At 39.9% G+C, this 20,706-nt stretch carries 19 protein-coding genes, 1 tRNA gene and 1 pseudogene; 8 read left to right on the top strand and 13 right to left on the bottom strand.

Going from position 1 to position 20,706, the window contains the following annotated elements; genetic code table 11:
• Nucleotides 1-48: 48 nt before the first annotated feature.
• Nucleotides 49-396: a helix-turn-helix transcriptional regulator gene (locus IQ259_RS00495; RefSeq protein ID WP_193879227.1), complete on the top strand. Its 348-nt coding sequence runs from the start codon at nt 49-51 to the stop codon at nt 394-396.
• 196 nt (nt 397-592) lie between these two features.
• On the opposite strand, the gene IQ259_RS00490 is transcribed toward IQ259_RS00495, so the two are convergent.
• The gene (locus IQ259_RS00490) at nt 593-1,216 is read right to left on the bottom strand and encodes a GerMN domain-containing protein (protein ID WP_193879224.1); all 624 of its coding nucleotides are present in this window, start codon (nt 1,214-1,216) and stop codon (nt 593-595) included.
• A gap of 375 nt (nt 1,217-1,591) precedes the next feature.
• The gene (locus IQ259_RS00485) at nt 1,592-3,406 is read right to left on the bottom strand and encodes a proline--tRNA ligase (protein ID WP_193879221.1); all 1,815 of its coding nucleotides are present in this window, start codon (nt 3,404-3,406) and stop codon (nt 1,592-1,594) included.
• A gap of 161 nt (nt 3,407-3,567) precedes the next feature.
• On the opposite strand from IQ259_RS00485, the gene IQ259_RS00480 reads away from it, so the two are divergent.
• Nucleotides 3,568-4,956 (top strand): 1-acyl-sn-glycerol-3-phosphate acyltransferase, encoded by a 1,389-nt coding sequence (locus IQ259_RS00480; RefSeq protein WP_193879219.1) that lies wholly within the window; start codon nt 3,568-3,570, stop codon nt 4,954-4,956.
• Nucleotides 4,957-5,101: 145 nt separating this feature from the next.
• Here the strand turns inward: IQ259_RS00480 and IQ259_RS00475 are convergent.
• Nucleotides 5,102-5,174, bottom strand: a tRNA-His gene (locus IQ259_RS00475).
• Between the two features lie 128 nt (nt 5,175-5,302).
• Here IQ259_RS00475 and IQ259_RS00470 point away from each other — a divergent pair.
• The 3 genes from IQ259_RS00470 (at nt 5,303) to cobA (ending at nt 7,470) form a co-directional block, all read left to right on the top strand.
• Nucleotides 5,303-5,683, top strand: a complete 381-nt coding sequence (locus tag IQ259_RS00470) for a DUF4359 domain-containing protein (protein WP_193879216.1) — start codon at nt 5,303-5,305, stop codon at nt 5,681-5,683.
• A gap of 288 nt (nt 5,684-5,971) precedes the next feature.
• The gene (locus tag IQ259_RS00465) at nt 5,972-6,694 is read left to right on the top strand and encodes a sirohydrochlorin chelatase (protein WP_193879213.1); all 723 of its coding nucleotides are present in this window, start codon (nt 5,972-5,974) and stop codon (nt 6,692-6,694) included.
• Entirely contained in the window at nt 6,691-7,470 is a 780-nt protein-coding gene (gene cobA, locus IQ259_RS00460; protein ID WP_193879210.1) for a uroporphyrinogen-III C-methyltransferase, read from the top strand. The genes IQ259_RS00465 and cobA overlap by 4 nt, the downstream gene beginning before the upstream one ends.
• Nucleotides 7,471-7,687: 217 nt before the next feature.
• Here cobA and IQ259_RS00455 read toward each other — a convergent pair whose 3' ends face one another.
• The 4 genes from IQ259_RS00455 to IQ259_RS00445 all read right to left on the bottom strand — a co-directional run bounded on the left by IQ259_RS00455 (nt 7,688) and on the right by IQ259_RS00445 (nt 10,426).
• Complete coding sequence (locus tag IQ259_RS00455; RefSeq protein WP_193879207.1) at nt 7,688-9,037, bottom strand: FAD-binding oxidoreductase; 1,350 nt, start codon at nt 9,035-9,037, stop codon at nt 7,688-7,690.
• Nucleotides 9,038-9,184: 147 nt separating this feature from the next.
• A complete protein-coding gene (locus tag IQ259_RS26975; RefSeq protein ID WP_228014262.1) occupies nt 9,185-9,385 on the bottom strand; it encodes a hypothetical protein in 201 nt (66 codons plus the stop codon).
• Complete coding sequence (locus IQ259_RS26970; RefSeq protein ID WP_339383864.1) at nt 9,382-9,720, bottom strand: ABC transporter substrate-binding protein; 339 nt, start codon at nt 9,718-9,720, stop codon at nt 9,382-9,384. The genes IQ259_RS26975 and IQ259_RS26970 overlap by 4 nt, the downstream gene beginning before the upstream one ends.
• A 235-nt stretch (nt 9,721-9,955) precedes the next feature.
• The gene (locus IQ259_RS00445) at nt 9,956-10,426 is read right to left on the bottom strand and encodes a tetratricopeptide repeat protein (RefSeq protein WP_193879204.1); all 471 of its coding nucleotides are present in this window, start codon (nt 10,424-10,426) and stop codon (nt 9,956-9,958) included.
• Nucleotides 10,427-11,456: 1,030 nt separating this feature from the next.
• On the opposite strand from IQ259_RS00445, the gene IQ259_RS00440 reads away from it, so the two are divergent.
• Entirely contained in the window at nt 11,457-11,861 is a 405-nt protein-coding gene (locus IQ259_RS00440) for a DUF2294 domain-containing protein (RefSeq protein ID WP_193879201.1), read from the top strand.
• Here IQ259_RS00440 and IQ259_RS00435 read toward each other — a convergent pair.
• The 5 genes and pseudogenes from IQ259_RS00435 to IQ259_RS00415 all read right to left on the bottom strand — a co-directional run bounded on the left by IQ259_RS00435 (nt 11,830) and on the right by IQ259_RS00415 (nt 16,313).
• Nucleotides 11,830-12,225, bottom strand: a complete 396-nt coding sequence (locus tag IQ259_RS00435) for a PleD family two-component system response regulator (RefSeq protein ID WP_193879198.1) — start codon at nt 12,223-12,225, stop codon at nt 11,830-11,832. The genes IQ259_RS00440 and IQ259_RS00435 overlap by 32 nt on opposite strands.
• Nucleotides 12,226-12,548: 323 nt before the next feature.
• A pseudogene (locus tag IQ259_RS00430) lies at nt 12,549-12,748 on the bottom strand (ABC transporter permease); the annotation flags it as partial.
• A 215-nt stretch (nt 12,749-12,963) separates the two neighbouring features.
• Entirely contained in the window at nt 12,964-14,475 is a 1,512-nt protein-coding gene (gene glpK / locus IQ259_RS00425) for a glycerol kinase GlpK (protein ID WP_193879195.1), read from the bottom strand.
• Between the two features lie 139 nt (nt 14,476-14,614).
• The gene (locus tag IQ259_RS00420) at nt 14,615-15,136 is read right to left on the bottom strand and encodes a GNAT family N-acetyltransferase (protein WP_193879192.1); all 522 of its coding nucleotides are present in this window, start codon (nt 15,134-15,136) and stop codon (nt 14,615-14,617) included.
• Nucleotide 15,137: 1 nt separating this feature from the next.
• Nucleotides 15,138-16,313: a helix-turn-helix domain-containing protein gene (locus tag IQ259_RS00415; RefSeq protein WP_193879189.1), complete on the bottom strand. Its 1,176-nt coding sequence runs from the start codon at nt 16,311-16,313 to the stop codon at nt 15,138-15,140.
• A gap of 1,393 nt (nt 16,314-17,706) precedes the next feature.
• On the opposite strand from IQ259_RS00415, the gene IQ259_RS00410 reads away from it, so the two are divergent.
• Nucleotides 17,707-18,030: a hypothetical protein gene (locus IQ259_RS00410; protein WP_193879186.1), complete on the top strand. Its 324-nt coding sequence runs from the start codon at nt 17,707-17,709 to the stop codon at nt 18,028-18,030.
• A 64-nt stretch (nt 18,031-18,094) separates the two neighbouring features.
• Here IQ259_RS00410 and IQ259_RS00405 read toward each other — a convergent pair whose 3' ends face one another.
• Nucleotides 18,095-19,354, bottom strand: coding sequence for a glycosyltransferase family 4 protein (locus tag IQ259_RS00405; protein WP_193879183.1), 1,260 nt, complete (start codon nt 19,352-19,354; stop codon nt 18,095-18,097).
• Between the two features lie 159 nt (nt 19,355-19,513).
• On the opposite strand from IQ259_RS00405, the gene IQ259_RS00400 reads away from it, so the two are divergent.
• Nucleotides 19,514-20,467, top strand: a complete 954-nt coding sequence (locus tag IQ259_RS00400; protein WP_193879180.1) for a glycosyltransferase — start codon at nt 19,514-19,516, stop codon at nt 20,465-20,467.
• The last annotated feature ends 239 nt before the right edge of the window (nt 20,468-20,706 follow it).

The raw sequence follows: 20,706 nt of genomic DNA, 5'->3' as shown, positions 1-20,706 counted from the left end.
ATGAAATGAGTAATTGTTAACCTTGTGTGTTTTTACGGGTCATTCCTGATGAAACAAGCGTTGCCTGTACCGCCGGAAGTGGTGCAACAAGTAGCCGAATATTTCAGCCTGTTAAGTGAGCCGATGCGTCTGCGGCTGCTGCACTTATTACGGGATGAGGAAAAATGCGTACAAGAATTGGTAGAGGCAACACATACTTCGCAGGCAAATGTCTCGAAACACCTGAAGGTAATGTGGCAAGCAGGAATCCTTAGCCGTCGCAGTGAAGGAACTTGCGCTTACTACCGGGTGGAAGATGAAATGATTTTTGAGTTGTGTAATCAGGTATGCGATCGCCTCGCCACAAGGTTAGAACAGCAAGCTCGTAATTTTCGTATTCTGAATACCAAACTTTAAGTTATTTGTCAATGGTCATTTGTCATTGGGATTGACCAAAACTAGGGTGTAGGGTGTGGGGTGTGAAGAGAGAAGAAAAAACTTTCTTTTTGTACACCCCACCTCGGAGCTAATAGGGTACAAGCCCCCATTAATTTCCCCGACACCCGACACCCTAACCTCCACACCCTTCTTTTTGACCTTTGACTAAAATTGACTAAAGCGGATAATTTTTATCAAAGCTTTCTCGCGTCAAGGGTTGTTGCAACTCTACACCTTCACCACCTAACACATCCAAAGGTTTACCATTCACGTCAATATAAACCTTGGCCTTAGGATTTAAGCTTGAGGCTGTGTAAACAACTTGTCCTACACGACCTACCATTGAGGTGCTACCACCACCACTGGTAAAGCTATCCGATAGATTAACATGTACTTCATCACCTTTGACTCTCAGCCCCAGTAGCTTAGTTCCTTTGGGAATTGTTGTTGTGGAATCTGTACTTTTACTTGGCCCTTCTAACAAAGCTTGGAAAGCTTTTTCTAAGGCTACATTAGGTTGGTTAGCTGCTACTTCAATTGGTTGGGGAGCCAAAGCAATATTTTTGTTTTGGGGTTTTAGCCAGTAAACTTGAGCAGGTTTTTCATTTGGCTGAGTAGCAGTTGATGGCTGTCCTGGTTTTTGGATAGTTTGAGAGGGATTTGAAGAATTTGATGGTACAGGAGTTTTGTTGGACTGGGAAGCAAACCAAGCTACGCCACCACTAACTGCAATAACGGACGCTGAGACGGCTGCTATTACACCCGAAGATATCCGATTAGATCCTTGTTGGTCATTCATAATTAAAAACCTTCCTGACTGAGGGCTGAGATATTTTTTTATGTGAAGAGCAGCCTGGTTATGGACGATACTAACAACTAGAGAGTTTCCAGAGATTTAAAGCATGGCTATATCAGCCTAAATAGTGCGATCGCTTATTTTAGAGATTCCTTCTCTAATTCTAGAATTTGCGCTTTAAATCCGTCATCTGCCAAATTCTATAAATCTGATTGTTTCGTGAGATTTTGGAAATTATTAACAATTAGGTGACAGGGAACAGGTGACAGGTGACAAGGAACAGAATTGTCATCTATTACCTTTTTCCCTAACTTTAAAAGTTATGTTGCATTCAATTGCAAACTACTGCCAGTATTATTCCTATGTATTTTTTGGCGTTTAATTTTTAACTTCTATTGCTGATGTAATCCATTGTTTAAGCGTAGTTATAACTTCATCAATAGCAATTTCTTGAGATTGACGAGTTGCTCTTTCTACCACTTCAACTTTACCGTTGGCGATTGCGCGTCCCGTAACAATTCTATAAGGTATGCCAATTAAATCAGCGTCTTTAAATTTAACTCCGGCGCGTTCATCACGGTCATCTAATAATGTTTCAATGCCGGCTTGATTGAGTTCACTGTAAAGTTTTTCGGCAACTTGCACTTGTTGGGCATCATTAATGTTAGGAATTGTGACGATCGCATGATAAGGTGCGATCGCTACAGGCCAGATAATCCCATCTTTATCGTAAGATTGCTCAACAGCTGACTGTGCCAAACGCGACACACCTACACCATAGCAACCCATAACCAAAGGTTTTTCTTCCCCTTGTTCGTTGGTATACGTTGCACCCATCGCTTGGGAATATTTTGTGCCTAATTGGAAGATGTGACCAACTTCGATGCCACGAGCGCTTTCTAATCTTTGTTCTGGGTTGTGGATAGCGCGATCGCCTGGTCTGGCTTTACGAAAATCTACTACACTTTCTGGTAGCTTAAATTGCTCATTCCAATTAGCACCAACAACGTGATAACCAGTTTCATTCGCGCCTGTGACGAAATTTTTTAAATCAACTGCGGTTTTATCTACCAACCGCACAAACTTAGCGTGAACTTGTTTGTTACCAGCAATATATTCGTCACCAATATCCGGTGCAATATAACCTAAAGGTAGAGATTTCGCCGCCCAGGTTTGTTGAGTTTCCACACTGGGTACATTTAAAGAAATGATTGCTTTTGCGCCGTAGTTACCTGCTAACCGAGTCAATTCATTTTGTAATTTGACTTCATTGACTTCTTGATCTCCGCGAATACTTACCAAAACCAACACAGTTAACCCATTGTCATAAACTGTTTGATATAGAACGGTTTTAACAATTTGGGTGGGAGAACATTTCAAGAATTGACAGAGTTTTTCAATCGTGTCGGTTCCAGGTGTTTCCCTTTTCTCATAGTTGGTAAACGGTGAAGCTTCTGCATCCGCAGGTAGAGAAACGGCTTTTTCGACGTTGGCGGCGTATTTACCATCTTCGGTGTAGAGAACCTCGTCTTCCCCAGCTTCTGCCAACACCATAAATTCTGTAGAACCAGAACCACCAATTGCGCCAGAATCAGCTTCCACAGGGCGAAATGCCAACCCAGCCCGCCGTAGCATGTTGCTGTAGGCTTGGTACATATCTTGGTAGGTTTTTTTCAGGCTTTCTTCATCGACGTGGAAAGAATAACCGTCCTTCATGATGAATTCCCGTCCGCGCATTAAACCAAAGCGGGGGCGAATTTCGTCACGGAACTTGGTTTGCAGTTGGTAGAGATGTAGCGGTAGCTGACGATAAGAGCGAATCATATCACGAGCGATCGCTGTGATGACTTCTTCATGAGTCGGCCCTAATCCTAATTGTTGCTCACGGCGATCGATTAGGGAAAACATAATTCCCTCAGCTTTGGTGTAAGTATCCCAACGTCCTGATTCTTTCCATAAATCAGCCGGTTGTAATTGGGGTAACAAACATTCTTGTGCGCCTGTGGCGTTCATTTCTTCCCGCACAATTTGAGAAACCTTTTGCAATACCCGCCACATGAACGGGAGATAAGCATAAATACCGCTACCGATGCGACGAATATACCCTGCACGGAGTAATAACTTATGGCTGGGAATTTCTGCATCAGCAGGATCATCCCGGAGTGTAACGAATAACATTTGTGACAGTCGCATCGTTTAGTCCTTTTCCAAATTGCAAATCTTTATGTCAACTAAAGTATGAAGTATGAAGTGTGAAGTATAAAGTGCTTGGTCATTAGTTAATTTTCATATCCCCTTCTGCCTTCTGCCTCCTGCCTTCCGCCTTCCTATTACTACTTCAGGAGAACCTTACCTTGTCAGACGTACTTTATCAAGCACAGCCACCTCTGGAATTTATTCCGCCAGCATTCAATCCTTTATTTTTACGAGTTGTTCACACGTTTCTACCTAGTTGGATACAATGGCAAACTGCTATTTCCCAAATTGAAGCAGAGAATGTAGAAGTTTTAGCGGATACTTATCGCCAGTTTCAGGAAGGTAAAATTCGCTTTTTGTTGGCGTTTCGTCATCCTAAAGTAGATGATCCCTTTTGTTTGGGCTACTTGCTGTCTCAACTTGTGCCGAAGGTAGCACGAGAACAGGGTATAGCATTACAGTCTCCCATTCATGCTCATTTTATCTACGATCGCGGCATTCCTTTATGGGCTGGTTCTTATGCTGGTTGGGTAGCTTCGCGGTTGGGTGGAACTCCTATCCAACGCGGTAAGGCTGACTGGACAGGGTTGCGTTCGGCGCGTGATTTGTTCGCCAATGGTAAATTCCCGATGGCTGCTGCGCCGGAGGGTGCAACAAATGGACTATCAGAGATTATCAGCCCATTGGAACCCGGTATTGCTCAGTTAGGCTTTTGGTGCGCGGAAGATTTGCAAAAAGCCGGACGCTCAGAACAGGTTTTAATTGTACCAGTTGGGATTAAATATAGTTATACTGCTGCGCCGTGGAGTGCGGTCGCGCAATTATTAAGTGAGTTGGAAGCTGCTAGTGGTTTGCCTGTGAATGCGGGAAGGACAGATAATATTGCTTCAATGGAGTTACTTTATCCACGATTGTTAAGTTTGGCAGAACATTTATTATCTTTAATGGAGCAATTTTACACGCGCTTTTATCATCAAAAGCTGGCTGATGCTCAAACTGTCGGGGAAATTAAAGATAGAAATGAAGCCCTAGCATTACGATTGCAAGCTTTATTAAATGCAGCATTACAAATATCTGAGCAATATTTTAACTTGCAACCGAAAGGAAATTTTACTGACCGTTGTCGCCGGGTAGAACAAGCTGGTTGGAATTATATATTTAGAGAAGATTTTAAGGATATAAAAGCATTATCGTCTGTAGAAAGAGCGTTAGGCGATCGCGTCGCTGAAGAAGCCAATGCGAGAATGTGGCACATGCGTTTAGTAGAAAGTTTCGTTGCAGTTTCCGGCAACTATATAAAAGCAAAGCCAACAGTCGAAAGGTTTGCCGAAACAACTTTAATTTTATGGCAGATGGTTGCCAAAATTAAAGGTGATAAATCTTTTCCGCGTCCACAATTAGGTAAACAGCGAGTCAAGATTACTATTGGGCAACCGATATCTATATCTGAGCGTTATTCGGCATATAAAGAAAGTCGTGCTGGTGCAAAGCAAGCTGTTGCTGATTTCACAAATGATTTACAACAAGCAATGGAAAGTTTGATTTGATTAGAAAGAATCGAACCCAATACTTTTCGGTATACTTGTAACGATAAAAACGCTCAGAAAGTTTTTTTGATTAGGGGTAGAAGTTACAAAAGACCGTAGCTATTCCGGTTAATAGCTACGGTCTTTTGTAAGTTGTATTATTCAGGGCGAACGATGGGAATTGAACCCACGAATGGTGGTACCACAAACCACTGCCTTAACCACTTGGCTACGCTCGCCATTGACTTATCGATTCCTCATCATAGCACCTTTTTAGTGATAGATCAAGCATATTTTAAGAGGAAGGGACTTTACTAATGTGTAGTCCAGGGACTCTAATAACTATCAGAGTATGACGGAGAGAAATATGAAACTCTTAACTATTATGGCATTTGCGATCGCTACAAGTATAGCTGTAGCTGGCGTAGCAATGTCCCAAACCAATCCCACTCAAGATAAATATGAAGAGTATGCGGTAGATCGGCTGACAGAATACTTAAAAAGTGATGTGTGTAAAAAAACATCTAAGCTAATAGAAAATTTACTAAATTCAAGTTGTAACAAAATAGTTGATTCAACCAATCCGCAGATCCGAGAGGTGGTTTCTAAAACGACGGACAGGCAGGACTTTTTGTTGTTTAGTGTGTATCGTACAGATTTAACATTGGGAACTTGGCTACCTGGTTACAAATTTGAAACGGTGGGAGCATTTAATAACTTTTATACTTACAGCGCCGAACAGCAATAATCGGCGTTGCTGAATACTGAGAGGATTGAGGCTGACACGGATACGCAAAGACACGGTGATTATTATTAATGCAAATCCCAACATCACAATTATGCAACACCCAATCATTTTTACTAACATTTAAGTAGAAAGGTGCAAATAAACCGAACTATGTAACGGAAAGTAAAGTAGCTAGAAAACCTCTTCCCTTCTGCCCTCTGCCTCCTGCCTTGTCATAACGACAATTTTTAACACCGGCCTACTTACATCTAGGATTAAGCTTAATTAGCAAGAGTTACACCTTTACCAATGTCATCTGCGTACCTGCTGGTATCTCACGGAAGCCGTGATCCACGTCCAGAAATTGCTTTGCAGCAATTGAAAGAGTTAATCGACAAAAAACAGCAAAGTTACTCATCAGATAAAAAGCTAGTAGGTTTAGCTTACTTAGAAACGCGTCCTGAAGCTTTGCACGTCCAAATTAAAGAATTTGCTCATAGTGCTGTTGTTGCTGGATGTAATAGCTTAATAATCATCCCGCTATTTCTGCTACCGGGAGTCCATGTAATGCAAGAAATCCCTGAAGAAGTAGCACTAGCACAACAAGCTATGGGTAGGGATATGATCATTGAGTTACAACCGCATTTAGGTAGCCACCTTGGTTTAACAATGTTATTTGCCAAGCAAATGACAGCCATCCCAACAGATAGATGGATTTTATTAGCACACGGTAGCCGTCGTTCTGGCTTTCAGCAACCAGTAGAAGCTATGGCGGTAAATTTGGGTGCTGTAGTTGCTTACTGGTCTGTGTCTCCTAGTTTAGAATCGCAAGTAGAAGAGTTGGTGGCGGCTGGCCAGGAAAAAATTGCGATTTTGCCATATTTTTTATTCGCAGGTGGCATAACCGATGCGATCGCTCAACGAACAGAGGCGCTAAAATTAAAATTTCCTGCTGTGACTTTCCAATTAGCTCAACCTTTGGGAGCAAGTGCAGAGTTAGCCGATTTGATTTGGGATTTGATGAATAAATGAACTGCACAGAACAAGAAAGGCAGAAAAATTTCGGAAAAGTTTATTTAGTCGGTGCAGGGCCAGGAGATCCCGGATTAATGACCCTCAAGGGTAAAAGTATACTAGAGTGTGCCGATGTAGTTATCTATGATGCCTTAGTGAGTCCGGCAATTTTGGCAATGATTAATCCCCACGCCGAACAAATTAACGCTGGTAAGCGGATGGGGAGACATTCACTATTACAAGACGAAACAACGCAACTACTAATTGATAAAGCTCAAGATCATGCCATAGTGGTGCGACTCAAAGGCGGTGATCCGTTTATCTTTGGTCGTGGCGGCGAAGAAATGGCAGAATTAGTTAAAGCTGGCATACCTGTAGAAGTTGTGCCGGGAATTACATCGGGAATCGCCGCGCCAGCCTATGCTGGGATTCCCTTAACCCATCGACTGTATAGTTCGTCAGTGACTTTTGTAACAGGTCATGAAGCCGCAGGTAAATATAAACCGAAAGTAAATTGGCAAGCGATCGCCCACGGTTCTGAGACGATTGTAATTTACATGGGCATTCACAATCTACCGCACATTATCGAAGAGTTTACAGCAGCAGGTTTGAGTTTAGAAACACCGATTGCTTTAGTGCGCTGGGGTACGCGACCCGATCAAGAAGAATTAATTGGTCAGTTAGGGACGATTATAGAGCAAATTGAAAAAACTGGATTTGAAGCTCCGGCGATCGCGGTGATTGGTTCAGTCGTGAAACTGCACGATATTTTGTCTGAGTGCCGTCCAGTTTGATTGTTGGTGTAACGCTTGTTCAAACATCAATACACCTGGCTTTGTATTTTATCTGTCGTAAGTAAGTTGGTAAGAAAAATTCCAGGTATATGAAGAAATATAAATTATTTGTAGGGTGTGTTATGCCGTAGGCTAACGCACCTTGAATTGCTGACGGTGCGTTGCGCTGCGCGACAACACACCACTACAGTTAATTTAATTTTACAAAGATAACAAGTTAATTATGGCTTTTGAATTCTAATACCTTACTTTTACCAGGATTCATCAATCCATAAGGATCAACCATTTCTTTAAATTTTAACTGCTCAGGATCAATTACTTTTCTACCGCCGTCCTCAATAATATAAGTGTGAGGATTGGCAATAAACACGCCCTTAGCTTCGTGGTAGTGAATAATTTCATTTAGGCGTTCTTCGGTGGTGTAGCGCACAAGTTGTAAAGCAGCAGGAATTACCCTACCATTGACGCGAATAAATTCTAAGTGCATCATCACTTCATCACCAAAATGATGATATAGCTCTTCTACCAATTCCAAAGCTTTGTCGGCAGGAAAAATACTTTGCAAGTAAGTAATCGAAGTATCTACAGTCCTGGCGTGCAAGGTGGTATGGTTCCAGGTAAATTCAGCCAAATTTATGCCTTTACCGGCTTCCTGTGCTGGCTTTTGATAGGTAATCTCTCCGCCATATTGCTGCACCAAACCGGGTAATAATTCTAAACTTGGTTCCGCAACCATCAAAAATGCTGGGTGAGTACCTTCAGAAATATATTGGTGCAGGGCAGTAAAATATTGGGGAATTGGAGATGCAAAGATAGCAATTAATTTTTTCATTATGCCATCGGCATTACCTAGAGACTGACCAAATTTTGCCGCTGTCATAAAATCGTCAAAGCTGACAATTACTTCCGCCCAAGGATAAGCAGGGGCAAGTGGAATTTCGACTACGGTGATAATGCCGTTAATTCCCCAAGCGTGGTTTACCTTCTGCACATCGTCACCGCGCAGTTCAATCACACGGGGTTCATCTTCTAAAGTTACCACGCGCAGTCCTAAAAGATTGCCGCGATCGCCTAATAACCCGTATTGTATCGATCCAATTCCACCACTTCCACCAGCGATAAACCCGCCAATGGTGGCTGTACGGTATGTAGAAGGAGCCATCCGCATTTCCCAACCAATTTCTCGTGCTTTTTTATCTAAAGCTGCTAATTTGACCCCAGATTCTGCCCGTGCTACTCCTGGTTTTACCCAGAGAATCTCCTGCATCTTTGTCATGTCTAAAATTACGCCGCCGTGCATCGGTACGCATTGCCCATAATTCCCAGTTCCCGCACCGCGCACAGTTACAGGTATACGTAATTTTGCACAGATAGCTGCGACTTTGAACACTTCTTGTTCATTGGCAGGACGCACCACAATATCTCCGACTTTACCAGCAAGTTTGGGTACGAGGACGGGGCTGAAGGTGTGGTAATCCTGGGATAATTTGGCTACTTGGTGGGAGTCAATGATGGTTTCTATATCTGCAAAAGCAGTGCGGAGATTCTCTAAATTGATATTGTGCATAACTTTTCTTTTTTTAGCGCAAAGTAACGGGGAAGTTCACGCAAAGTAACGCGGAGAGATTAATTCTCAGCGTACCTCTGCGCTTTCCTTTGTGTTCCTGTGCGTTTTAAAAATTTAGTTTTGTTTTGGACGGCGCTTTCGTGCCACTTACTTAATATTTTTGGTGTTGCATAAATGCGGGATGATTTTCTTATATTTATCTCTCAAAACCTCTTCTTTGCGTACTTTGCGGTTCATTATTTCATCCCTAAATTCAGCAACGCCATATTTTTCAACGGTGTAGGGTTCTGAGGTGATATAGCCTTGCTGTGCTGAAGTGTTATCTACCAAAAAAGGTGCAGGATTCAAGTTGTGGGGGCGTTTTTGGTCGTCTGTAAAACCATACTTAACTTTGAGAAGTGGCAATAGGTGACATTTGCTGCCGCAGAGACATAAATTGGTTTGTCTTTGAGGTCTGCAAGAGTTTTGATTGCTGTGTTGGGATGGACGATAAGACACTGCGGGTCTTTCTGAAAGATTGCCGCTACGGTAATTTTGGGGATTTCTTGGGCAATGGCGTTAATAGCATTGATGCCATATCCCATGAAAAAATTAACTGCACCCCCTACTAACAACTGAGTGCCGCTAGGTACTTGTAGATCGCCCATTTTAATGGTGACATCTAAACTGTACTTTTGGTAAATACCAGTAGCGATCGCTTGATAAAATCCGCCGTGTTCTGCTTGTGCATACCAGTTTGTCCCAAAGCTGACTTTATCTAACTATGAATTAGAATTTGCTGGTTGGCTACTGTTGGTGCAAGCAGCTTGCTTGCTGCTACCCATGCAAGCGGAAGCATACTGAATAAACTGGCGGCGAAGAAGGCGATGAATCACTGTTGTTGAGGGTGGTAACAAATTCAGAGAACAAAAGAAAGTTTTAACTCAGTCTGAGTGTACATTCTAAAATTAATTTTTGATTTACCAAAGAGAAAGGCTGAATTGCTAAAGCGCGTTTGAAAATTTTGATAGCATCCAAGTACTGTCCAATAGCGGCATAACATAAGCCCATACCATGCAATGCTCCAAAATGCACGGGATTAATCTGGATGACCATTTGACAGTCTGCCAGAGATTCTTTATATTTACCGACACTGTAATACAGAAAAGCGCGGCGATTCCATGCTTCGGCAAAATCAGGTTGTTCTTTAATCAGTTTGGTTAACACTGATTCGGCTTCAGTGGTTTTACCTGCATCCAGCAATTTTTGACTTTGGTCGATTTTTTCCAGCCCCTGAATTCCCTTTTGCTGAAACCAAATCCGCCATAGTTTCTTAGTTGCTTGTTCCCGAACTAAGGCATTAGGGTTTTTCAAATCTTCAAGTAAGGAATTGATTGATAAAGAATCCATGAATTTGAGAAAATTGGAGATTAGTGTTTTTATCTTAGTAATAACTTTCGCACAAAATTATCTCTTAAGTCATGTTTAAAGTCATCTTTAAATTTATCTCGCATCAGTATGAATTATCAGCAAATTTTGTGTAATCAATTGTATTAACTAATACTGGAACTCCGAAACTCTACATAATAAATTTGTAAACAATTAGCCATTAAAAAACAGAAATTTAAGAAAAGAAAACTTACTCTAGATAGTTGACAAATACTGAGTGATTAATAATTCATCAAAATACTACTTAAACCCAGATGAAGGGAGAGAACAGGGAAACAATGTGTGTCGTGAATTCTATTTAGCAACTTATGTGATTGAGGTGATGCGTTACAAGTACCTAGATTTGCAAATTTCGCTTCATTGGTCGTTAGCGGCATTTTGAAGCCCAAGGTGTGGCGCGTTTGGCAAAATTGAATCATCTGTTAGCCAGACTAACGCCTTTGCAACAAGCAACGGCTAAGTTCAATTTGGCAATTGTTAGTTTGTTATTTAGATGCTGGTACAGGGGATAACTGGCATTTTGTTAAATATTTACATATATCTATAAGTAGAGAGCAAGGTTTAGTTTCTTGACTATTATTTTTCTCATAGCTATGCCTAAGATAATTTGGCTGATTTTGCCAACTGATTTGTGGAAGTAACAAGTTTTGTTTAAATTTTATCAACCCTAGATATTTTTAACCAAAAAGTCTGGATTAAACTGTATTAGCTTATAAGTAAATAGACACAAATAAACGAAAGTGTCATACTTATTTTAAAATGAGCATAGCTTAGGTAATTATTGATTTATAAATCTTCGGTTATTCATCTGCGTAATTTATGTTTAATAAAGCCAGATTGGATAAAAATCAAATCTATTTTGATATTGATTATTTAAGGATAATGTTATATGTGATATAATAAAATTATGCAATAAAAATCAATATAAATTGGTTTTATAGTCAACTATTACTAAATTTAGAGGAAATCGCTAGAGCGTACATACTGACTAATGTCATACCCAACCATTGGACAACTTGAAAGAGAAATTGCACAGCGTATCAGTGCTTTATATAGTGAACAATTAGGGCAACGTCCTGTCCAAGTCGTTTGCCATTTTTTTGATACAGAATTGGTCATTTCTTTAGAAAAAGCTGCTACCCAAGTTGAGGTGACGCTGATATCTGGAGGCTATGAAAACTTAGCCGAGCAAGTACGTTTATTTTTAGACAAAATTATTAAACCGCAACTGCAAGATTTAATTGAGGAAGTGATTGGCAAACCAATACTTGATCTGATGACTAATACAAATTTAGCAACAGGTCGTACTGGGATAATTGTGGTTTTACAACAGATACCAGAAGTGCGTAATCCTGAATCTATTCCTAAAGCAAACTTAAAGAATTTGGCTGAGTGAGATGGCGAGACAGAACGACTTCTAATTTACTAAAATCATAGGGTTTAGCGAGATAGTCATCGGCACCTGTTAAAAGGAGGCGTTCGGAGTTATGTATGAGATACCCAGGAATAACTGTAATGATGGGAATTCCTGCGGTTTTTTGCTCTCGCTTTAGATAATCGATAACTTGACCGCTACTAATATCAGAAATCATCATATCTAAGATGATTAAATTAGGTTGATGTGTTTGTGCTAATATCAAAGCTCTTATTCCTTGTTTAGCACAAATACAATCAAAATTTAATGCTTTAAGGCAATAATTTAGCAGTTCTAAATTCTGTAAATTTTTTTCTACAACTAAAATTAGTGGCTGTCTATTCATAAACAACAAGTCACATTTAAATAAAAACTACGTACCCAAGTTCTACATTTTCAGCCTAAGAATGACCCCGCGAAAAGTGAGGTTGTGTTCTCTGGTAAATATTTTGAGGGTTGTACGAGGTTATCTTCACGCGGCTGTATGCGGCTTGAGATGGATTAGCTCGTGTATGGCTCACTAGGTTGATTGTCTATGCTGAAGTTGAGGGTAGACAAAAACAAGCTAGAGACACTATCAAGCAAACATCATGATTAAAAGTGTACATTTCGTCAAGTGTTGTTTGCAACTATAGCAAGTATAAATTTTTCTCAAGAGGTCTATAGTGTTTACTCGATTTTACGATTTTCTGGAAGATAGAGAACGCCCAAAGCCTTTGGAGGTGAGGCTTTACCAGCTAATCCCAGAAATGCTAATCATCAGGTAACATAATTAGAAACTGGTAAGGAATATTCGCACTCAAAGCCTGTATTCGCAACAGCAAAGCTTCCGTCACCCCAAACAGCAAACAAGCGATATAGGATGCCATGTATAGCAGGTGACAGGGAACAGGTGACAGGTGACAGGGTTAAAAGTCTTTTAGTGCATGAGTTTTATTATTGACCGATGTCCTAACTGCCTTGGCTACTGCTATACCAAAAATTAAAATAGCGATCGCAAGGTTCGAGCAAGCTTTGTATCACTTCTAGCTTGAGTTGAGCTTCTTTTGAGAGTTCCGTAGCAATAACATTGCTCTCAATAGTGCTACTCTGCCCAAGCAAGGCTGCGCTGAACTGCTTTTTGCCAAATAGTGAAGTTCACTACGGCATTATTCTTATCTTGATCAGGTTCAAAGATGCGGTCTATTTGCCTTTGACTGACCAATGTTGTGTAATTATCCCAAAATCCGGCCGCTAAACCGGCGGCAAACGCTGCACCTTGTACGGTTGTGTCGCGCATTTTCGGGCGTTCTACGGGAATACCCAAGACATCAGCTTGGAATTGCATGAGAAAGTTGTTCTCACAAGCACCACCATCAACGATTAACCGCCCCATTGGGGTATTAGAACAAGCATTGATAGCTTGAACTACTTCCACAACTTGGTAGGCGATCGCTTCCAAAACGGCACGAACTAAATGCTGGGGTTGAACGCTGGCAGTAATCCCAAAAAAAGCTCCTCTGGCATTCATATCCCAATGCGGTGCGCCCAATCCACTAAAGGCAGGGACAAAGTATACTCCACCATTATCTGGAACGTGGTTAGCCATTGCTTCGGTTTGGGCAGCAGTATTGATGAGTTTAATACCATCACGCAACCATTGGATACAAGCACCAGTAGTAAACATACTGCCTTCTAAGGCATAACCAATATCTAAATTACCGCTGTGGTTGACTTGTGTCCATGCCAGAGTTGAAATCAGTTGATTTGGAGAACGGACAATTTGTGAGCCAGTGTGAGCCACCAAAAAGCTACCAGTGCCATAGGTGCATTTCATTAAGCCGGGGCGATCGCAGCCATGACCAAACAACGCTGCTTGCTGGTCGCCTAAAATAGCGGTGATGGGAATTTCTACACCCAGCAAGGCCGTATCAGTAAGGCCAAATTTGCCTAAACTGGGTTGAATCTGGGGGAGAATTTGCAGAGGAATCTGGAAGATTTGCAACAATGTTTCATCCCACGCGCAGGTTTTGAGGTTCATTAACATTGTGCGGCTGGCGTTGCTGTGGTCGGTCGCGTGGACTCTCCCTCCTGTTAAGTTCCACAATACCCAAGTGTCAATAGTCCCTGCCAAAACATTGTTTAAGTCAACGCCTGTAACTTTGTCTAATAACCATCTCAACTTCGTAGCCGAAAAATAAGCATCAACCACCAACCCAGTGCGATCGCAAATTTCTGGTGCATAACCTTGTGCTTGTAATTGATGACAAAGTGGTGCAGTGCGGCGGTCTTGCCAAACAATGGCTGGATGTAGGGGTTTACCAGTGTTTTTATCCCAAATTAAGCAAGTTTCCCGCTGTACAGTTAATCCCAAGGCGGCTATTTCTGATGGAAAAATCTGAGCATTGGCGATCGCATTTCGCATCACCCAGCATGTATCTTGCCAAATTTCTTCAGGGTCATGTTCTAACCAGCCTGGTTGCGGATAATACTGCGTTAGTTCTTTATATGCTTGCCCAACAATTTGACCAGCGGCGTTAAACACAAAAGCCCGGTTGCCTGTTGTACCCAAGTCCAAAGCCAAGATATAGCCTGATGATGGAGATATACTGTCCAATGTCACTTATCAAGTATGAAGTGTAAAGTATGTAGACACCCTTTGGGTGGCTTCCCGCAGGGTAGTATGAAATATACTTTATATTGTTCGGGTAACAATATCACAAGGCGTTGGCTGGACATAACACTTGATGATATTTCTACATTATTTGCCAATCTTCCTGACTTAGACCGTAGACTAGCACTTCAGTTCCGAAGATTTCTGTTGTCCCTTGTAGTTTTTCGCCTAGTTTTTGGGCTACGCGCACAGAAGCTAGATTTTGGGGATGAATCAAACTAATAATATGCGATCGCTGTAGTTGTATAAAAGCATAGTTCATTGCTGCTGTTGCGGCTTCTGTCGCAAAGCCACATCCCCAATAAGACCGGCGCAACGACCAACCAATCTCAAACCCAGGCCAGCCTTCTGGTTGCCAACAGCCAATTCGACCAATCATTTCACCACTTTGGCGTTCTTCAACTGCCCACATCCCATAACCACGCAGTTGCCAATGACCAACTATCATCGCCATATTTCGCCAAGAATCCTCACGAGATAAAGGTTTACCAGTACCGATATAGCGCATCACCTCTGAATTACCGCACATATCAGCATAAGCATCCAAGTCTGCTTCAGCAAATTTTCGTAGGCTAAGGCGTTGAGTTTCAACTTGAGGAAACATGCTAATTTGATTTTAAATTATTCAATATTATGTGTTTTTTGGAATCAAAAGTAATTAAACCTTGTTGTTGTAATTTGCCTAATAATCGTGTGATTGTGACTCTGGTAGTGCCGCAGGCACTAGCTATATCTTCATGAGTGAAGCGCACGCTTAAGCGAGTTCCACCCTCTATAGATTCACCAACTTCTTGTTTTAGAAGCTCTAATAAATAGTGCAAACGGTCTTCTACCAATTGCTTTTTAGAGATAACTAAAAATGATTCTGTCTGTTGTAAACGCTGATTGAGTTTTGGTAACAAAATATAACTGAGTGCTGGCGTTACAGCTATTTCTGATACGTAAATTGGTACTAACTCAACATCTGATAAGGCTATAGCTTGGTAAATAGATAGAGAAGTTAGACTAGAGCCAAATACCATTTGTGTTTTTGCCAAGCCTAGCAAAATTTCTTCGCCGCTTTCGCTAAAGGTGCTAAGTTTGACCCAACCTCGACAAACATACCAAATAACTGAAGTATTGAGAGGAATAGTTTCACCTTTAGCATGTTTGTATATGGGACGATTTTGAATGAAATCACTGTAATTCTCGGCTGATTGTAATTCTGTTTGCTGGCGATCGCAAATCTTCCGCAGTAGCCAAAGTAAATATGTAGCTTGAGCTTGTTGATTCCGCAACACTGTGACTGTTAAAGCTGCGTCAAAGTATTCGCCATGAGATTCTTGCAAGCGCATGACTAACTCCTTGGCTCTATCTACATGATATAGCTCATTAAGTTCTTTACGAAAATGCTGTCGTTCTTCTAGACAGACAAAGTTAATTATTGATTTGCCTATCAGAAACTGTTTGGAAATATTCAGCAATTTAGCAGTAGTAATGTTAGCGTTTTGAATAATCCCTTCTGTATTCGTGACCAAATAACTGTCTGGTGCAAACTCGAATAAATCCTGGTAATTTTGGCGTTCGGTTTCTAGTAAATTTTGTGTTTCTTTTAATTCTTCGTTTTGCTGATACAGTTCTTCTGTTGCTAACTGTACCATTTTGGAAGTATTGTAAAGTTCTTGAAAAGCTTGTGGTAGCATATCTGGAGGAATCCAAGGCAAAACACTAGCAGTTTGATACAAATCTGCTAGAGGTTTGTGCAAGGCTTCTAAACTTTGGATAAATACTTTTATATTCACCTTTAATTCCTGGTATTCGCTTGCAAATATTTAACAAAGTTACCACACTTCAAAAATCTTATAAAGCATAATAATGTAGTAAGCTAAACCGCATTGTCATGCTTTGTCTCAGCAGGAATTACTGCTAGACTCATTCTAAATATTTTCATTAATTCTATTTTGTGCGAGTTTTGCAACTAAACACATAATAGGTAGCTTATCAATTAAGATACTCTCATTTTATTTAATTGTGCATATTATTAAATGTAGATATTATCTTGAGAATAATTTATTAACACAGATTTAGCCCAAAATTATCTTACACCTAACTGGTATAAGTAGAAAGGTGCAAATAAACCGAACTATGTAACAGAAAGTAAAGTAGCTTGAAAACCTCTTCCCTTCTGCCTTCTGCCCTCTGCCTCCTGCCTTGTCATAACGACAATTTTTAACACCGACCTACTTACATTGCTTTTAGCCTTGAGACAAAAATTTAGCATTTAGCTAAAAACTCTGATATCTAAGATTAAACAAAAACTGCGATCGCTCTGCACTCTTTAAGAGCATTTTTTTCAACATAATTTATATTTTCCTAAATCACTTCATGCAAAAATTTCTGTCTATTCGAGAAATTGTTAGTACATTAATATTGTTTATGCACTTCTGATTCACCTAGATTAACGATACGGATTACTTTTTCCCCTAGCTTCTATCGAAAGAATAAAGCCACTACTACCGTAGGTATAGCCTTACCTGTAGTAAAAAAAGAGAAACACCAGGCGATTGGAAATCGCGGCTACACAAACAAAGTCCGCCTACACGGACTCGGACTACCTCAAAACCCGTACAGGCGGGTTTAGTTTTTATAGCCTTAAACTTCAGTCTGTTCGCGTAGCTTGCGCCTTAATGCTATCGCTGTAACTAAAAAGTAGATCATAAATATAAAGGCTTAATAAATGCTTTTAAAGTTTCGTTTGTAATCCCTATCTAGACAGCTAATATCCATTTATTTCCTTTAGCTTAATTAAGCTTTCATTGGTCAGATATATGTAAAATTATAATTTATCTAAACTTTATATATTTGGTTTATTCTTATCGTTAAATATGTGATTAATTCAAACTTTTATAAAGATTATCAACATAAAAAATCAGTAATTTTCCTCTTTAGCTCTTGGCAAATAAGCCTTTATATTACTGATAGTTGCGTTGTGTGGCTCTATAAAACAACAGTATTTATCAGAACGGTGTGTGTTTATTGTCTAATTTTCTAGTTGCTAATTAAATGAAATTATTTAATGTAATTGATTTTAAAACAGCAACATAATGTTGTCTTTATCCTGAAGATATAAATCAGAATTTTAGGCTCAGAGCATGACGCAACTTGTACTAGCCTTAATAAAAAAACCATCATCCAATGAAGCAATATAACTTTACTCTGTTAATACTGCTATTAAGCACAGGTTTTCATTTTATCAGCATTCCATGTCAAGCTCAAACTGCCAGAAGAGCCAGTGAAATAAATAACAATATTTCAGCAGAGAACGTCTCTTCTAATGAGAATAATAATGAGCGATCGCCAATAATTAATACAGATGATTCTGCAAATACTAAATCAACTATCATTTCAGAAAATTTAGGAAATACAACTCCTGTTAGTGATAATCAAGCTAATACTCAATCTAAGTTCCGTATTCCCATAAGTAGCAGAATTTTTGCTTCGCCTTCGATGCAACAATAAAACAGCACTTTTATTTACTTGACTCAGAACCCCGATTTTTTCAAAAAATCGGGGTTCTTGTTGTTTACAAATGATTTATGGATGCTATGGAAATATTGCTTTTCAGTAAAACTTGTTCATAAAGTTTTCCGGCGATACCCCAGGTGAATTCTGTTTCTACTAATTGTCTACCGTTATGAGACAATTCCGATCGCAGTTGTGGATGATCAAATAGTTGGCTAATAGCTGTGACGTACTCTGCTGGCGTATTTGCTCTGAAAGCACGTAATGGCTGATTAGCAATATCTACAGCTAATCCTTCCAAACCGCGATCGCTTGCTACTACTGGTACACCAGCAGCCATTGCTTCCAAGGTTTTATTTTTAATCCCAAAGCCAGTTCTGAGCGGTACAACGCAAACAGTAGACTGATGTAAGTATTCTGCCATTGAAGACACACGACCAGTCACGACGACTCCGGGAATATTGTTCAATTCTAAAACTTCTGGGGTAGGTCTAGCGCCGACAATACTAAAGGTGGTGTCTGGATAATGTTTTTGCAGTTTAGGTAAGACTTCCACAGCAAAAAAACGGGCTGCATCAATATTATGTGACGCATCCATCGCTCCGACAAAGATTAATCGATATCCGCCTGGATCTTGGTGGCGATAAGGAAACAGTTCTAAATCTACACCGTTGGGAATAACTTCGATTTCTAGATCAGGACGAAGTTTGAGGAATTCTTGGCGATCGTCTTCTGTGGTGACTACAATGTTGGAAAATTTATTGCAGTAACGCTGCTCGTAGCGCTTGAGAATCAGAGACAGATAAAGGCGATCGCGCAGTGCATTTTGAGCCGCACCCATTTCCAAATGGTCACGCATCCAGCCGTATACTGAACTGTGGACATCAACCACCGTATTTACACTGTTACGGAATTCTGGTCTAATATAAATTTCATTTACACTATGTTCACATGTAATCACATCACACTTACTTAAGCGGACATAATCATCAACACAAGCTTGCATCTCTGGAGAATAGCGGTGTAGAACATTTGGTGGTGTAGCTTTTAAGGCTGACTCCATAAAGCGCGATGTCTTACCGAATAAACGAGCGATCGCATTTTTTTCTTGGGGTTGTGGCGGTAGGGGAAAAACAATCAATTCATTTACATATTTTCGTAATTCCTCTATCTCAGTAAATGTTGTTTCCTTAGTATTTTGTGTAATCAAAGTGACATCGTGGTTATACTGAAGGTATCTAAGTAGATTAAAAGTTCTGATTTCTGTTCCTCCACGACTGGGCGGATATGGAAATGTGGACGATAGCATTAATATCCGCATAAAATTTCTCTGCTCCTTTTACCGCTAAATATTTTTATGCAATTATTTTGTTAATCGATAATACTTTAACTTTTATTTTTTAAAATGTAAGCTGATTTTATTTAAAAAAATATCATAATTTGATTAAGCAATATTTCTGTAAATTTCTCAATAAAAAAGATGAATAATAAACCACTTCTGTCTATTATTACTCCTACCTTAGGGAAATTTTCTAACTATTGGCTAGAAAATCTTTTAAAAGTTGAAGGTTCTGTGCAATTCATTCTAGTTTATCCTCCAGCAATCAAACCTAAAAATATAGATGATCCCAGAGTAACAGAACTAATCAGCCCCTATAAAGGTGAAATGCCACAAAGGTTTGTGGGTTTACTTAATGCTCAAGGGGACTATATTTTAGCCTTAGATGATGATGATTATGTGCATCCCCAAGTGTGCGAATTATTAGCGAAATATTTTAAAAGATTTCCTGAAAGTTGGATTTTGCGGTTACAAAAGCTGAATATTGACATTAATGATGAAAAACGCATCAAACAACCGTGGGAAGAAATTCCAGATGTTGAGCAACTAGAAATATGCAAAAAAACTCCAGAAAATCCTTATCCTTACCAAAAAGGTAACTACAAGGGTTTATTAGAAGTTCCCATCGCTCCTTTAGACAAAAGCTTTGATTGGCGTTATCTTTTCTGGCCATTCTTGACTAGAGAAGATAACGATGGTTATCATGTTGAAAATTTTAATAACATTGTTTGGCGAAATGATCTAATTCAGCAAGCGCTTCCTGAACTATCACAAGCAACAAAGGTAATAGGAGCAGTAACGTGGATACCATCAAGTGGATTTGATCGATTATCTGGCTTATTTGTACAAGCTAACTTTTTCGAGAAAGATGCTGTTATCGGTCACTGGATGCCAAAACCAGAGCAGATTAGATATATAGATAAAGATCCAGCTTTGAAACCACTTAGATTTCATATTATTTCTGATGCTTTGTTAATTAAACACTTTCCCCAATATGGTTATTTGTGGAATCTTGTGTTTAGTAAGTTATATGATGTTCCGCGGCTTGCCGGAAAATTTATTAAGTTAAAGTTAGTTAAGAAGAGACAGAGATAATTATTCCTTTTATAGCAAAGTGCTGAGTATAAACCCACTTAATTTTAAAGGCTTTGAGCAATTAACAATGTCCTAATGGCCTTGGCAGTTGCCATAACACTAAATATACATGCAAAAATGGTACTTTTACTACTTTGATTCATTTTGATAACTTGTCACCCATTAAGGTCGAATTCACGTTAAATTATTCGTGAACAAAAAGAACCCCGACTTCTCACAAAAGTCGGGGTTCTGAGTTT

The sequence above is a fragment of the Fortiea sp. LEGE XX443 genome, assembly GCF_015206815.1.
GTDB lineage: Bacteria > Cyanobacteriota > Cyanobacteriia > Cyanobacteriales > Nostocaceae > Nostoc_B.
Note: the sequence above shows the minus strand (reverse complement) of the source record. Positions and strands in the feature narration are given on the sequence as shown.